The organism is Halomonas lysinitropha (assembly GCF_902500215.1).
GTDB lineage: Bacteria > Pseudomonadota > Gammaproteobacteria > Pseudomonadales > Halomonadaceae > Halomonas > Halomonas lysinitropha.
The window spans coordinates 161,075-176,867 of the sequence record NZ_CABVOU010000033.1 but is presented as its reverse complement, the minus strand read 5'-3'; the positions used below and the strand labels follow the sequence as shown (position 1 = coordinate 176,867).

Sequence of the window (15,793 nt, the reverse complement as noted above, 5' to 3'; positions counted from 1 at the left end):
TCGTCTCGGCGGCTTATTCAGGCCGTCGCCGGGATTCAGCCAGCAAGCTGCCCAGGCTCGCGGCCTTGGGCTTCACCAGCCAGAAGTGACGGACGCAGTCGCTGAAGTCCTCGAGCATTTCGCGGCCGCGCGCGGAATTGGTCTCGGCCACATACTCCTCGATGACTTCCCGCAGATGACGCCGATAGGCCTCCATGACCTCGGTGTTCACCCGGTGGATCTCCACCAGTTCATGGTTGTACTTGTCGACAAAGGTGCGGTCCTCGTCGAGCACGTAGGCGAAGCCGCCCGTCATGCCCGCCCCGAAGTTGACGCCCACCTCACCGAGCACGCAGATCATGCCGCCGGTCATGTACTCGCAGCAGTGATCGCCGGCGCCCTCGATCACCGCATGGGCGCCGGAGTTGCGCACCCCGAAGCGCTCGCCGGCGGTGCCGGCGGCGAACAGCTTGCCGCCGGTGGCGCCATAAAGGCAGGTATTGCCGACGATGGCGGTCCGGTGGCTCTCGAAGGCGCTGCCGGCGGGCGGCACGATTACCACCTTGCCGCCGTTCATGCTCTTGCCGACATAGTCGTTGGCATCGCCCTCCAGGTAGAGGTTGAGGCCGCGAGCGTTCCACACCCCGAAGCTCTGGCCGGCCACGCCGGTGAAGCGGGCGGTGACCGGCGCATCCTCGAGCCCCGCCTCACCGTAGCGCTTGGCGATGGCCCCGGAAATCAGCGCCCCGACGCTGCGGTCGCAGTTGGTGATGGTGAAGGAAAACTCACCGCCACTCTTCCGTTCGATCGCCTCCTGGAGGGCGGCCAGCACCTCCTGGTTCTTGGCGCCCGGGTCGTGGGGAGCGTTGCGGCTGACCTCACAGAACTGCGGCGCGCCCTTCGGCACGAAATCGTTGCCCAGCAGGCCCGACAGGTCGAGCTTGCGCTGGGAAGCCGTGACACCCTCCAGCACCTCCAGCAGGTCGGTGCGGCCGATCAGGTCGGTGAGCTTGCGCACGCCCAGCAGGGCCATCAGCTCGCGCACCTCCTCCGCGATGAAGCGGAAGTAGTGCTTGACCATGTCCACGGTGCCGCGGAAGTGCTCGTCGCGCAGGTACTGCATCTGGGTGGCCACGCCGGTGGCGCAGTTGTTGAGATGGCAGATACGCAGGTACTTGCAGCCCAGTGCCACCATGGGCGCGGTACCGAAGCCGAAGCTCTCGGCGCCGAGAATCGCCGCCTTGACCACGTCGAGGCCGGTCTTCAGGCCACCGTCGGTCTGCAGGCGAATCTTGTCGCGCAGGCCGTTGATGCGCAGCGCCTGGTGCACCTCGGGCAGGCCGAGCTCCCAGGGGCTGCCGGCGTGCTTGATCGAGGTCAACGGGCTGGCTGCGGTGCCTCCGTCGTAGCCGGAAACGGTGATCAGGTCGGCGTAGGCCTTGGCCACGCCGGTGGCGATGGTGCCGATACCGGGCTCGGACACCAGCTTTACCGACACCTGGGCATCGGGATTGACCTGCTTGAGGTCAAAGATCAGCTGCGCCAGGTCCTCGATGGAGTAGATGTCGTGGTGCGGCGGCGGCGAGATCAACGTTACGCCGGGCACCGAGTAGCGCAGCCGGGCGATCAGCTCGTTGACCTTGCCACCGGGCAGCTGGCCGCCCTCGCCGGGCTTGGCGCCCTGGGCCACCTTGATCTGCAGCACCTCGGCATTGACCAGGTAGGCCGGCGTCACGCCGAAGCGCCCGGAGGCGATCTGCTTGATCTTCGAGGAACGAATGGTGCCGTAGCGGGCCGGATCCTCGCCCCCCTCGCCGGAATTGGAGCGTCCGCCGGCCTCGTTCATGGCCTGGGCCAGCGCCTCGTGTGCCTCCGGCGACAGGGCGCCCAGGGACATACCGGCGCTATCGAAGCGCGGCAGCAGGTCCTCGACCGCCTCGATCTCTTCCAGGGGCAGCGGCTCGGCGGCCGGCCTGAGCTTCAGCAGATCTCTCAGGGTGGCCGGTGAGCGCTCGTTGACCAGTCGGGCAAACTTCTTCCACTTGGTGTAATCGCCCTGCTGAACCGCTTCCTGCAAGGACATGACCACATCGGGATTGTAGGCGTGGTACTCGTGGCCATGGACGTACTTCATCAGGCCACCCTGGGCGACGTCCTTACGCGGCGTCCATGCATCGCGTCCCAGCAGTTCCTGCTGCAGCTGCAATTCGCTGAAGCCGGTGCCTTCGATACGCGAGGCCATGCCGGTAAAGCAGAGGTCGACCACTTCCGAGGCCAGGCCCACCGCCTCGAACAGCTGAGAGCCGCGATAGGAAGCGAGCGTCGAGATCCCCATCTTGGAGAGGATCTTGAACAGCCCCTTCTGCAGACCCTTGCGATAGTTCTCGCGGGCATCCGCAGGGTTGCCGACCAGCTCGCCGGTGTGGTGCATGTCGGCCATGACCTGGTAGGCCAGCCAGGGGAAGACCGCGGTCGCGCCGACGCCAAACAGCACCGCCATCTGGTGAGCGTCGCGAGCATAGCCGGTCTCCACCACGATGTTACAACGCGGGCGCAGGGCCAGGCGTCCCAGATGGTGGTGTACCGCGCCCACGGCCAGCGCCGCATGGATGGGCACCATCCCCTTGTCCAGTTCGGCATCGCTGAGCACCAGGATCACCTTGCCATCGTTGACCGCCTGCTCGGCCTGCCGACAGAGCGCATGGATTGCCACCTTGAGGCCCATCTCCTGGGAATCATAGCCCAGCGACAGCGTATGGCTCCTGAAGGCCGGATCCTCCTGGTTCACCAGGGCGGCGAACTTGCGCGGCGAGAGGATCGGCGTGGTCAGAATGATGCGATGGGCATGCTCCGGTGTCGCCTTGAAGACGTTGAGTTCGGCGCCGATACAGGTCTCCAGCGACATCACGATCGCCTCGCGGAGCGGATCGATGGCCGGGTTGGTGACCTGAGCAAACTTCTGGCGGAAGTAGTCGGTGAGCAGCCGCTGCTTGCCCGAGAGCACTGCCATGGGCGTGTCGTCACCCATGGACCCCACCGCCTCCTGGCCGCTTTCGGCTAGCGGCCGCAGCACCTGATCGCGCTCCTCGAAGCTGACCTGGAACATCTTCTGCTGGGTGCGCAGGGCCTCGGGGTCCATGTTGTGGAAGCTGGCGAGCTCGGTCAGCGCCGACTCCAGGTATTGGGCCTCCTGCTTCAGCCAGCGCTTGTAGGGATAGGCAGACTTGAGGCGCTCGTCGATGTCCGGTGTGTGCAGTACCTCACCGGTCTGGGTGTCCACGGCCAGTATCTGGCCCGGGCCCACACGCCCCTTGGCCACCACGTCCTCGGGCTTGTAGCCGTAGGTGCCGATCTCCGAGGCCAGGGTGATGTAGCCGTTGCGGGTGATCACCCAGCGAGCCGGTCGAAGGCCGTTGCGGTCGAGCATGCAGATCGCCTGGCGACCGTCGGTCATTACTACCCCGGCGGGGCCGTCCCAGGGCTCCATATGCATGGAGTTGTATTCGTAGAAGGCACGCAGGTCACCGTCCATCAGTTCCACGTTCTGCCAGGCCGGCGGCACCATCATGCGCACCGCGCGGTGCAGTTCCATGCCACCGGTAAGCAGCACCTCGAGCATGTTGTCCATGCTCGAGGAGTCCGAGCCGGTGGTGTTGACGATCTCGTCGAGCCCGGTGATCTCGGGCAGCCGCTCGCTGACGAAATTCTCCTTGCGCGAGTTGGCCCAGCCCCGGTTGGCCTCCACGGTGTTGATCTCGCCGTTGTGGGCCAGCAGCCGAAACGGCTGGGCCAGCGGCCAGCGTGGCGCGGTGTTGGTAGAGAAGCGCTGGTGGAAGACACAGATCGCGGTCTCCAGGCGCTCGTCGCCCAGATCAGGATAGAAGGCCGGCAGGTCCACCGGCATCATCAATCCCTTGTAGGAGACCACCTCGCGGGAAAGCGAGCAGACATAGAAGTCTTCGTCATCACGCAGTGCCTCTTCGGCGCGGCGGCGGGCCATGAACAGATCCACGTCGAACTGGGCGGCATCCTCTCCCCCCGGCTCGACGAACAGCTGGCGAATACGCGGTAGGCAGTCGAGTGCCATGGGCCCGCAGACGCTGGCATCCACGGGCACGTCGCGCCAGCCCGCCACACGCAGACCACGCGCCTCGAGTTCAGCGTCCAGGGTCTCACGGCCGCGGGCCTCGCGGGCATCGTCGTCGGGCAGAAATACCACGCCCACGGCAAAGTGCTCGCCCAGGGCGACCCCCAGCGCTTCGCCGGCCGCCTCGCGCATGAAGGTATCCGGCATCTGCAGCAGGAGCCCGCAACCATCGCCGGTCTTGCCATCGGCCGCGATACCGCCTCGGTGAGTCATGCAGGTCAAGGACTCGATGGCCGTCTTGAGCAGGTCGTGACTGGCCTGGCCCTCCATGTGAGCGATCAGGCCGAACCCGCAGTTGTCGCGGAACTCGCCGGGCTGATGAAGACCTCTGTTCATGGGCGTGCCTCGGATTAAAGGGTTTTTTTCACAATCATTGCGTGGCATAGTGCCCGGTTTTATTTTTTTATTCTGCACCCGGAGCGCCCACACGACTGCTCGACAAAAGGCCAGCCAGCATAGCCAGAGGCCCTCCCGCCGCGCAAGATTCCGCGCCGGTCACGCCACGCAAAACCATCGACAAATCCAGTACTTGCAACAGAAGCAATCGGAAAAAGCCCGTTAACTCAATGGCTTGCAGCAACAAAAAGCGGCTATTAGCCGAACTAAAAAATTATTAGACTTTAGTCTATATCGCTGCGATTCCCTCATGCCGATCCAGCATAAGCCATGCAGATACAAGCAAGGGGCGATACCCGACCACGCCCCTCCCCACCCAGACACGACGACGCCCGCACAGGGCGGGCGTCTGCGAGGCCAACGGAGAAGCGGGCTGTCATCAGCGCCGGGGGAAATTCTCGAGCAGGTCGATCAGGGTATCGGCCGGCGTCTCATCATGGATGCAGGCCCTACCAAGGGTGCACAACAGAATCAGACGCAGGTGGCTGTCGAGGTTCTTCTTGTCCAGGCGCATGATGGTGAGAAAGTCCTCCACCGACATGTCGGAGGGAGCCACCAGGGGTAGGCCCGCGGCCTCGATGACAGCCCGGACGCGCGCCACTTCCTTGTCACTCAGCCAGCCAAGCCGGCAGGAAAGCTCGGCGGCCATCAGCATGCCGGCACCCACGGCCTCGCCATGCAGCCAGTTACCGTAACCCTGGTGGGCCTCGATGGCATGGCCGAAGGTATGGCCCAGGTTGAGCAACGCTCGTACGTTCTGCTCCGTTTCATCCTCGGCGACGATCTGCGCCTTGAGGGTACAACTGCGCTCGATGGCCCGCGTCAGTGCAGCGGCGTCGAGGCCGCGCAATGCCTCCATCTCGGCTTCCAGCCAGGCCAGAAAATCAGCATCGCGGATCAGTCCGTACTTGATTACCTCGGCAAGCCCCGCGGAGAGTTCCCGCGGCGGCAGCGTCACCAGGGTGTCGGTATCGACCAGCACCGCTCGCGGTTGCCAGAAGGCACCGATCATGTTCTTGCCGCGCGGGTGGTTCACCCCCGTCTTGCCCCCCACCGAGGAGTCGACCTGAGCGAGCAGCGTGGTCGGCACCTGCACGAAGGCCACGCCGCGCTGGTAGCAGGCCGCGGCGAAGCCGACCATGTCGCCGATCACCCCGCCCCCCAAGGCAATGAGGGTGCAGCGACGATTGAAGCCGGCCGCCAGCAGGGCATCCCAGATCCGCTCGACGCTGGCCAGGGTCTTGGTGGCCTCGCCATCCGGCAATACCAGCTCGCGCACCTCGAGATCGTCACCCAACCCCTGACGGAGGCGCGACAGATAGAGCGGCGCCACCGTCTCGTTGGTGACCACCATGACCTGGCGCCCGGTCAGATACGGGGAAAGCCATTGAGGATCGCCGAGCAGACCAGGGCCGATGTGGATGGGATAGCTGCGGCTGCCCAACGCCACCTCGAGGGTGCACGGGCCTTTCGAGGAGTCGCTCATGGGTTCAGGCCTTGCATTGCAGGGGATCGACCAGGTGCGTGACCCGCCGCACGATCTCGTTGACCACGGCTCGCGGACCCCGCCGGTCGGTGCGCACCACCACATCGGCGGTGGCGCGGTAGAGGGGATCACGCAGCGCAAACATCTCGCGCAGCAACTGCTCGCGGTCGCCGCGCTGAAGCAGCGGCCGGTTGCGGTCCTTGGCGGTACGCCTGAGCTGCTGCTCCACGGTGGTGAGCAGATAGATGACGGTTCCGCTTTCGCGCAGCACGCGGCGGTTCTCCTCGCGCAGCACGGCACCGCCTCCGGTGGCGATGACCACGCCTTCGTGGCGGGTCAGTTCGCGAATCATCTGGGTCTCGCGGTCGCGGAAGCCCGATTCGCCCTCGACGTCGAAGATCCACGGGATGTCCGCGCCGCAGCGCGCCTGGATCTCGTGGTCGCTGTCGTAGAACGCACGTGACAGTTCGGCCGCCAGAAGGCGGCCGATGGTACTCTTGCCGGCCCCCATGGGGCCGACCAGTATCAGGTTGGGAAGTGCCTGCATCAGCGAATGGCCAGGTTGTCGTCCAGTATTCGGGGTGTAATGAATACCAGCAACTCTACCTTATCATTGGTGTTCTCGGTATAGCGGAAGAGGTTGCCGATCACCGGCAGGTCGCCGAAGAAGGGCGTCTTGAGCAGGCTCTGGACCTCCTCGGTCGTCAGGATACCGCCCAGCACCACGGTCTCGCCATTGTCCACCAGCACCTGGGTCTCGATCTCGTTGGTGTCGATGGAGGGCACGCCGTTGAACAGCTCCCCCACGGTGTCGTTATTGATCACCAGGTCCATGATGATGCGGTTGTCAGGAGTGATCTGCGGTGTCACTTCCAGGGCCAGCACCGCCTCCTCGAACTCGACGTTGGTGGCGCCGCTGGAGGACGCCTCCTGGAAAGGAATCTGAGTGCCCTGCTTGATCACTGCTTTTCGCTGATTGGCGGTGATCACACGAGGCTGGGAGATGGTCTGACTCTTACCCTCGCTCTCCAGGGCACGCAGCTCCAGGTCGAGCAGGATATCGCCGGAGAGATAGCCGAAGGAGAAACCGGTGCCGGAGGTACCAGTGCCCCCCATATCCACGGCCAGACCACCATTGGACACACTGCCGGTGGCAGCCCCAGCGACGTCGAATCGACTGTCGCCAATACGGTCAGGCGAAGAAAGTCCCCAGTTGACACCAAGTTCGCGAGTGGCGCTGTCACGAGCGATGACGATCCGTGCCTCGATCTGAACCTGCCGCACCGCCACATCCAGTCGCTGCAGAGTTTGCATGATGCTATCGATCTGGTCGGCGGTATCCTGCACCAGCAGGGTGTTGGTGCGCGGATCCACGGCGACCCGGCCACGCTCGGAGAGCAGGCCGAAGCCACCTTCGCTGCGCAGCAGGGCCGCCAGGTCGTCGGCCTTGGCGTACTTGACCTGGATGAACTCGGACGTCAGCGGCGCCAGAGTTTCCATCTGCTCCCGAGCCTCCAGCTCCTGGCGCTCCATCCTGGCCAACTCGCTGGCCGGGGCCACCACGATGACGTTGCCATCCTGGCGACTGGCCAGGCCATGGCTCTTGAGCACCAGGTCCAGGGCCTGGTCCCAGGGCACATCCTCAAGGTTGAGGGTGACGCGGCCGGTCACGCTGTCGCTGGCCACCAGGTTGAGGCCAGTGAAGTCGGCGATGATCGCCAGCACCGAGCGCACCTCGATGTCCTGGAAGTTCAGGGTGATGCGCTCACCGGTATAGGGGAACTGCTCGCGGACGCGCTCCTCGCGCTCCGCCTGGGTGACCGGCTGGGCCTCGATGGTCAGCTGGCGACCGCTCTGAGTGGAGAGCATGGCGAAATCGCCGCTGCCCTCGATCTCCAGGGTCACACCATCTCGTCCGATCCGCGGGGTAACCCGCCGCAGCGGCGTGCCGAAGTCGCTGACGTCATACACCTGGTCCAGGGAGGCCGGCAACTCGACCCCGCGCAGCTCGGCGACGATGCGGTTACGGCCGCTTTCGCGCACACGAGCATCCACGCCTGCGCGATCAAAGGTCACGACCAGCCGCCCAGCCCCGTCATCGCCGCGGCGGAAATCGATATCCTGGATACTCGGTTCATTATATGACGATGACGTCTCTCGACTCGGGCTGGCCGAGACGGCAGTAGCCGAGGAGGGTGACGTAGCGGATGGCGCCGCCGCCGGCTGTCCGGCCCCGCCACCGATAAGGAGGCGCAGGCGGTCGCCCTGCTGGCGAGTGTCATAGGGCAGAGGGCCGTCGAGCTCGAAGACCAGGCGTGTGCGTGAACCGGCCTGCAGAGCCGTGACCCGTTCGACTCCGCCGATGCCGAGTTCCTCTAGACGACGCTCAAGAACGCTGTCGGTATCCATCAGGTCGATGGTCAGACGGGCCGGGTCATCGAGGCGATAGCCGCGAACCTCGGGTACAGGCCCTCGGAAGTCGAGATCCACTTCCAGCGCGCCGTCGCTACCCTGGCGAAAGTCCAGACTGGTGAGGGTGGAAGCCGCCGTGGCGGCCGTGGAGACCGCCAGCAGTACCACGAGTGCGAGACCACGAATCATCGGTTGCATTGTTACCTTCCCCCTGCGGTCCTCTGCCGCCTCTTGCTGGCGGCATGGCATCATGTTGTCTAATTGTCGAGCGTCAGTCGGGTACCGCGCTCGGTCCAGCCACCTCGCCCGGTCGGCACGATCTCCACCAGTTGGACCGAGGAGTCGGTAATGCCGATGATGCGCCCGAAGTCGGACCCCATGTAGTTACCGATGCGCAGGCGGTGTACCTTGCCGTCCGGCGCCTGAATCAGGGCAGAGGGCTGACCCTCGACCGTGAGAGTGCCCACCAGCTCCAGCTCACTCAGATCGTAGGCTTCCAGGGGCTCCTTTTGACGCGACTCGTCCGGCGACAGACCGCTGTCGGCACCGCCGCCGGGGAGCTCCTCGGGCTCAGGCAAGCGCGCCTGGAAGGGGCTGCGCTCGTCGGCATAGTCGTAGTTCACCGAAGTGTAGGTGGGCATGGGCGGCACCGGCTCCAGGTCCACCTGGCCGGGGTCGACCCGCATGGCCTCCAAGTCCCGCTCGAGCTCGGGAAGATTTGCGTCGCGGCAGGCCCCCAGAGTGAGCAGCAAGGCCAGCAGAGCGCCCCTGGTCAGCCAGTGTGTCATGGCGCTCCCTCCTCGGCGTTAGCCTGGGGCGGGCGGTAGCTGTAGGTCCTGGCCAGCATCGACAGCTGCAAGCGGTTGCCACCACCCCCTGGCTCCAGACTGAAGTCATGCTGAGTAACGATGCGTGGCAGATCGGCGACGCCAGAGATGAAGGTGGCGATGCGGTGGTAGTCGCCCTGCACCCGGATGTCGAAGGGTCGTTCGGTATAGAACTCCTGTGCAGCGGGACTGCGCAGGCGGATGAAGTCAATGGACAGCTGGTTCTCGAGGGCCGTCTCACTGATGTCGTCGATCAGCGAAGGGATCTCGGGGCCACCCGGCAACATGGCGACCAGCCCCTCTAGCCGCGCATCGAGTTCCTCGACCTGTTCGCGTAGTAACGGCAGATTGGCGGCCTGGGCCGCCTTGCTGCGGTAGTCGTTCAGCAGGCGCTGCTCTTCGCGCCGCGCCTGCTCGAGCTCCTCGACCTTGGGAGCGGTCAGGTACCAGTACATGCCGGCGAAGGTGAGACCCAAGACCAGCAAGCAGCAGATCAACTGCAGCAGGAAGGGCCAGCCGCCGGACTCCTTGATGTCCAGCTCACCCCAGTCCATATCACGCAGTCGACGAACTTCCGTGGATAGATTCATGGCGCCTCCGTGCCTTCCCCATTGGGCATCTGCTGGTTCACGCTGAGATTGAAACGACGCATCTCGCTTTCAGCAGTTTCGACTTCGGAGAGCACCGGCACGTCGAAAACTGGAGAAGCTTCCAGTTGGCGCAACTGGTCCGACACACGGCGGTTATCCTCGGCCAGGCCCGTGAGACGCAGCTGACTGCCTTGGCGATTGAGCCTGGTGTAGTAGACCCCTTCCTCGAGGCTCGCCGCCAGGGCATTGAAGACATGCACTGTCTGCGGGCGCCCCATCTGCAGCTGCTCGAAGACTTCGATCTGGCGTTTGAGCGAATTGAGCTGTTCCTGGTACTGACTCACTGCACGGAGATCGCGATCCAGCTCGGCGGTCCGGGAGTTGATCAGTTGGTGGCGCTGCTGCTGGTCGGCCAGCCGCTGTTCGTAATACCAGGTCGCACCATAGCCGCCACCGAGACCGAGAAGCGCCATCAACGCCAGTGCCATGAAGAACCGCTTGCTGCGCCGGGCACGCTCTTCCTCTCGCCAGGGAAGCAGGTTGATCTCGATGGTCATTTGCCTACCCTCATCGCCAGGCCGCAGGCCGTGAGCATGGCGGGGGCATCACCGGCCAGGGTCGGAACATCGATGCGGGGATTCACCTTCATGCGCCGAAAGGGGTTGGCAATCACCACTTCCATGCCGCTCTCCTCGGCCAGGCGTTCCGCCAGACCCGGCAGCACGCTGGTGCCGCCCGCCAGGATCATCCGCCGCACCTCCTGCTTGCGACCAGCGGTATAGTAGAGCTGCAGCGAGCGTCCCACCTGCTGGACCAGGGTATCCAGAAAGGGATCGAGGACGCTGCGCTGATAATCATCGGGCAGCCCTCCCCGTTTCTTGGCCAGGCCCGCCTCCTCGAGAGTCAGTCCGTAGCGATTGCGGATCTCGTCGGTCAGCTGGCGGCCACCGAATACTGTATCGCGACTGTAGGTGATGCGTCCCTCGCGCAGCACATGGAAGGCGTTCATGGTGGCGCCGATATCCACCAGGGCCACGCACTCCTGCTCCTCCGCGGTGGGGGGCAACTGGTGGCGAATCTCCTGGAAGGCGCGCTCCATGGCGAAGGTCTCGACATCCACGGCCGCCGGGGTGAGCCCGGCCTGCAGCACGGCCTCTGTCAACTGGTTCACATCCTGCTGGCGGCAGGCGACCAGCAGCACATCCTGCTGGTCGCCGTAGCGCGAGTTGAGGCCCAGCCGCTGAAAGTCGAAGGCGACCTCGCTGAACGGAAAGGGAATATGCTTGTCTGATTCGAGCTGGATGCGCGCTTCGATCTCGTCATCATCGAGAGAGGCGGGCAAGGTGAGGGTCTTGGTGATAGCGGCACTGGCCGGTACCGCCACGGCGGCGTTACGCGACCCCGGCTTGGCATGCTCGACAGCACGCCTGAGGGCGTCCACGACGGCCGACATGTCACGAATCCGCCGCTCGATCACGGCGCCTTCGCGCAGTGGCCGCACGGCGTAGCTTTCGACCTGGTAGTGGTTACCAGCGCGCTTGAGTTCGATGACCTTGACGGTAGCCGAGGTGATATCGACACCGACCAGTCCCTTGCCGGATGCTCTCAGTCGCATCTTCCGTCATGCCCCTGCCTGATCCATGCGGCGTGCCGCTCATTATGATTATCCCCCGAGTCGGGGCGAAACGCATCATACCCAACCGGTGATCGAAGGTTACATGATATTTCCGTTTTTCACACGAATGCCGGTGTCGCCAGGTGTCAACGCTGGTGACCACCCCCTCGGCTTCCTATAATGGCCACCGCAAGGGAAGGCCGTGTCATCGCTGCCACTCCGCCCCGTTCCCAGCATGGATACCGCTCTTCATGAAGTTACTCAGAACCCTGATCATTTCCGTTCTCTGGCTGCTGGTCTCGCTGTCTGCCGCGGGGGCACTGGGCGTGGTGGGTGCTGCGCTCTATTTTGCCCCCGGCCTGCCCGATGTACGTCAGCTGCAAGACTTCGAACTACAGACCCCCCTGCGCATCTTCACTAGCGACGGCAAGCTGATCGGCGAATTCGGCGAGGAGCGTCGTACCCCGGTGGAGTATGACGAGATTCCCGAGGAGCTCATCGGGGCGCTGCTGGCCGCCGAGGATGCAACCTACTTCGACCACCGTGGCGTCGACCCCAAAGGGTTGGCACGCGCCGCGACGGAACTGGTGTCTAGCGGTGGCGATATCCAGTCCGGGGGCTCGACCATCACCATGCAGGTAGCCCGCAACTACCTGCTCACCCTGGACCAGACCTTCACGCGCAAGATTCGCGAGATCCTGCTGGCGCTGCAGATGGAACAGATACTCTCCAAGGAGGAGATCCTCGAGCTCTATGTCAACAAGATCTATCTCGGCAACCGCGCCTACGGCATCGCTGCTGCCTCGGAGGTCTACTACGACCGTCCGCTGGCCGAGCTGACCCTGGCCGAGAAAGCGATGATCGCCGGTCTTCCCAAGGCGCCTTCTGCCTTCAATCCGTTGGCCAATGCCGAACGCGCCCTGATCCGCCGAAACTGGATCCTGTTCCGCATGCGCAAGCTGGGGATCATCGACCAGGCCGCCTACGACGACGCCGTTCAGGCCCCCGTCACCGCAGAACGCCACATCGTCCAGCCCGAGGTGGAAGCCGACTACGTCGCCGAGATGGCCCGCCAGTTCGCCATTGAACGCTACGGCGATCTGGCCTATACCGGCGGGTATCGCATCCATACTACCCTTGATAGCGAGCTTCAGCCGCTGGCGAGCCAGGCACTGGCTCGTGGTCTGATCGAATATGACACCCGGCACGGCTGGCGTGGCCCTGAACAGTCCGACATCCCGCGCAGCCTGGTAGAAGCCCAGGAACGCACCGACCGCGAGGGTCTCGAAGAGGAACTCGCCGAATCACCCGAGGTCATGCAGACCGCCCGGCGTGCCGCCGAGCGCAGTCAGACCGAGGTCGAGGGCATCGAGGGCGACGTCAGCAACTGGCTGCAGGTGCTCGAGCGCACCTCCGCCTATGGTCCCTTGCGGCCGGCCATCGTCGTCGAAAGCGAAGGACGCGAGATGCGGGCACTGGCCCGGGGTGGCGAGTTGCACACCCTCGACTGGGCCGGCCTGGAATGGGCGCGCCCCTACCGCAACGCCAATAGCCGGGGTGCTGCCCCCGCCGCGGCCGGCGAGATCGCCAGTCGCGGCGACCTGGTGCGTATTCTGCAAGAGGAGGACGGCAGCTGGCGGCTCTCTCAGCGCCCCGACGCCGAAGGCTCCCTGGTAGCGATAGCGCCCGACACCGGCGCCATTCTGGCCTTGCAGGGCGGCTTCGACTTCGACGCCAGCAAGTTCAATCGTGCCACCCAGGCCCGCCGCCAGTCCGGCTCGATCTTCAAGCCCTTCATCTATCTGGCGGCACTGAACAGCGGCGAGATGAACCCGGCCAGCGTAGTCAATGATGCTCCCGTGGTGGTACAGGACGGCAGCAACGAACTGTGGCGCCCGGTGAACTCAAGTGGCGATTTCCTCGGCCCGATTCGGCTTCGGGACGCCCTGGCGCGCTCGCGCAACCTGGTGACCATCCGCGTACTGCAGTCTCTCGGGCTGGAGCGCACCATCGAGTTCCTTCAGGGCTTCGGCTTCGCCGATGATCAGCTGCCTCGCGGGCTCTCCCTGGCGCTGGGCAGCGCCAGCCTGACCCCGCTGGAGATGACCAATGCCTATGCGGTACTGGCCAACGGAGGCTTCAAGGTATCGCCCTGGTTCATCGAGCGGGTGACCCGCGGTGACGATACCACCGTCGTCGACGAGGCCAGACCGCGCGTCGCCTGCCGTGACTGCCGCGAGGACCAGAAGACTGTCGAACTCGACGGCGAGACCTTCGAGGTCGCCCCGCAAGTCGCCGACCCCGCCGCCGTCTATATCCTCCGCGACATGCTGCGCGACGTGGTCGAGCGCGGCACCGCCCGCAAGGCCCTGGAACTCGATCGCAGTGACATCGTGGGCAAGACGGGCACCACCAACGACCAGCGGGATGCCTGGTTCGCCGGCTTCAACAGCGACCTGGTGACCACCGCCTGGGTGGGCAAGGATAACAACGAGAGCACCGCCGAGTACGGCGCCCAGGCTGCACTGCCGATCTGGATGGATTTCATGGGTCAGGCCCTGGAAGGGCAGCCGGAGCGCTGGCCCGAGCGTCCGGAGGGCGTGGTCACCGAGAGTGTCGACCCCGATACTGGACGCCTGCTGGGCAATGGCCAGGGCGGCGGCATCGAGGAGCTCTTCATGGCCAATCACCTGCCCGACGTCCAGCCCCGCCGGGTCGAGCGCGAGGTCGAGCGCGAGAGCGGCTCACAGGGTACCGGTGCCTACGAAGCCATCTTCTAGGCCAATGTTCACTCCGCCAGAATATCGCCTTTGACACCTCGAGAGACGACGCCGCCGGCCCAAGGGCGGGCGGCGTCGTTGCGCAGAGACCGCAGGGCGCTGAAACTCAAGGGCCGTAGACGTCTCCCACGGTCTTGAGAGGGTAGTGGGCGGGATAGGGCTTGCGCGCGACCCCGGAGTCCACCGCCGCCTGGGCTACCGCCGAGGAGATCCGGTCAAGCAGGCGAATGTCCACGGGAGTGGGAATGATGTATTCCGGTCCGAAGTGCATCTCGTCGATCTCGTAAGCCTCGAGCACCTCCTTCGGCACCGGCTCCCGGGCGAGATCCTTCAGGGCGTGGACGGCGGCAACCTTCATCTCCTCGTTGATACGGGTGGCACGCACGTCGAGTGCCCCGCGAAAGATGAAGGGAAAGCCCAGCACATTGTTGACCTGATTGGGATAGTCCGAGCGCCCCGTCGCCATGATCACGTCCGGGCGCGCCTCCCGGGCCACGTCGGGATGGATCTCCGGGTCGGGGTTGGTGCAGGCGAAGACCACAGGATTGGAGGCCATGCTGCGGATGTGATCGGCGCTCATCAGTCCCGGCCCGGAGAGACCGACGAAGACGTCGGCGCCCTCGATGGCGTCGGTGAGGGTCCGCTTGTCGGTCTCCACGGCGAACATCGCCTTGTACTGGTTCAGATCCTCGCGACCGCTGTGGATCACGCCCTTGCGGTCGAGCATCACGATGTTCTCGGGATGCGCACCGCAGGAAACCAGCAGCTTCATGCAGGCGATGGCGGCGGCGCCGGCCCCCAGGCAGACGATACGCGCACCGTCCAGCGACTTCCCGGCGATATCCAGGGCATTGAGCATGCCCGCGGCAGTGACGATGGCAGTGCCGTGCTGATCATCATGAAACACCGGGATGCTGCACTGCTCGATCAGCGCCTGCTCGATCTCGAAGCACTCCGGCGCCTTGATGTCCTCGAGGTTGATGCCGCCCCAGGTGTCGGCAATGCGCGCCACGGTGTCGATAAAGGCCTGCGGGCTCTCGGCATTGACTTCGACATCCACCGCATTGATGCCGGCGAAGCGCTTGAAAAGCACGCCCTTACCTTCCATCACTGGCTTGCTGGCCAACGGCCCCAGATTACCGAGCCCCAGAATGGCGCTGCCGTCGGAGATGACGGCTACCAGATTACCCTTGCCGGTATAGAGATAAGCGTTCTCCGGATCGCTGGCAATCTCGCGAACCGGCTCCGCCACACCCGGGCTGTAGGCCAGGGAAAGGTCCCGAGCGGTGGCGGTGGGCTTGGTGACTTCCACCGACAGCTTTCCGGGAATGGGTTTCGCGTGGTAATCCAGCGCCGCCTGCTTCTTCGCGTCCGTCATGCTGATAAGGGTCCGGTAACACAATGGGAGGACGGATAGCGTATACAAAAAGCCTTCTGCGCTCAACTCGCCAGACATCTCTCCTGTTGCACGCTCATTTAAAGACGTTGCCGGATATTTACCGCCATTTATGACCAACACCGCTCGCCATAACGCTTTGTCTGTCCGGGTGACCAGCAGGGC

General features: G+C 64.5%; 10 protein-coding genes. 1 reads left to right on the top strand and 9 read right to left on the bottom strand.

Annotated elements, in window-relative coordinates:
* Positions 1-13: 13 nt before the first annotated feature.
* The 8 genes from gltB to pilM form a co-directional block, all read right to left on the bottom strand.
* The gene (gene gltB, locus HALO32_RS09840) at positions 14-4,462 is read right to left on the bottom strand and encodes a glutamate synthase large subunit (protein WP_151443688.1); all 4,449 of its coding nucleotides are present in this window, start codon (positions 4,460-4,462) and stop codon (positions 14-16) included.
* A 439-nt stretch (positions 4,463-4,901) separates the two neighbouring features.
* Positions 4,902-6,008 (bottom strand): 3-dehydroquinate synthase, encoded by a 1,107-nt coding sequence (gene aroB / locus HALO32_RS09835; RefSeq protein WP_151443687.1) that lies wholly within the window; start codon positions 6,006-6,008, stop codon positions 4,902-4,904.
* A gap of 4 nt (positions 6,009-6,012) precedes the next feature.
* Positions 6,013-6,555 carry a shikimate kinase AroK gene (gene aroK / locus HALO32_RS09830; protein WP_151443685.1) on the bottom strand — a complete coding sequence of 181 codons (543 nt, stop codon included), beginning with the start codon at positions 6,553-6,555 and terminating at the stop codon, positions 6,013-6,015.
* A complete protein-coding gene (gene pilQ, locus HALO32_RS09825) occupies positions 6,555-8,618 on the bottom strand; it encodes a type IV pilus secretin PilQ (protein ID WP_151443683.1) in 2,064 nt (687 codons plus the stop codon). The genes aroK and pilQ overlap by 1 nt, the downstream gene beginning before the upstream one ends.
* 59 nt (positions 8,619-8,677) lie before the next feature.
* Positions 8,678-9,208, bottom strand: a complete 531-nt coding sequence (locus tag HALO32_RS09820) for a pilus assembly protein PilP (protein WP_151443681.1) — start codon at positions 9,206-9,208, stop codon at positions 8,678-8,680.
* Positions 9,205-9,837, bottom strand: a complete 633-nt coding sequence (locus HALO32_RS09815) for a type IV pilus inner membrane component PilO (RefSeq protein WP_151443679.1) — start codon at positions 9,835-9,837, stop codon at positions 9,205-9,207. Before HALO32_RS09815 ends, HALO32_RS09820 begins: the two co-directional genes overlap by 4 nt.
* Entirely contained in the window at positions 9,834-10,394 is a 561-nt protein-coding gene (locus HALO32_RS09810; RefSeq protein ID WP_151443677.1) for a PilN domain-containing protein, read from the bottom strand. The genes HALO32_RS09815 and HALO32_RS09810 overlap by 4 nt, the downstream gene beginning before the upstream one ends.
* Positions 10,391-11,452: a type IV pilus assembly protein PilM gene (gene pilM / locus HALO32_RS09805; RefSeq protein WP_151443675.1), complete on the bottom strand. Its 1,062-nt coding sequence runs from the start codon at positions 11,450-11,452 to the stop codon at positions 10,391-10,393. The genes HALO32_RS09810 and pilM overlap by 4 nt, the downstream gene beginning before the upstream one ends.
* 251 nt (positions 11,453-11,703) lie before the next feature.
* Here pilM and HALO32_RS09800 point away from each other — a divergent pair, with 251 nt between their 5' ends.
* Positions 11,704-14,232 (top strand): penicillin-binding protein 1A, encoded by a 2,529-nt coding sequence (locus HALO32_RS09800; protein ID WP_151443673.1) that lies wholly within the window; start codon positions 11,704-11,706, stop codon positions 14,230-14,232.
* A gap of 106 nt (positions 14,233-14,338) precedes the next feature.
* Here the strand turns inward: HALO32_RS09800 and HALO32_RS09795 are convergent, their stop codons facing one another.
* Entirely contained in the window at positions 14,339-15,610 is a 1,272-nt protein-coding gene (locus HALO32_RS09795; RefSeq protein ID WP_151443671.1) for a malic enzyme-like NAD(P)-binding protein, read from the bottom strand.
* Positions 15,611-15,793: the final 183 nt, after the last annotated feature.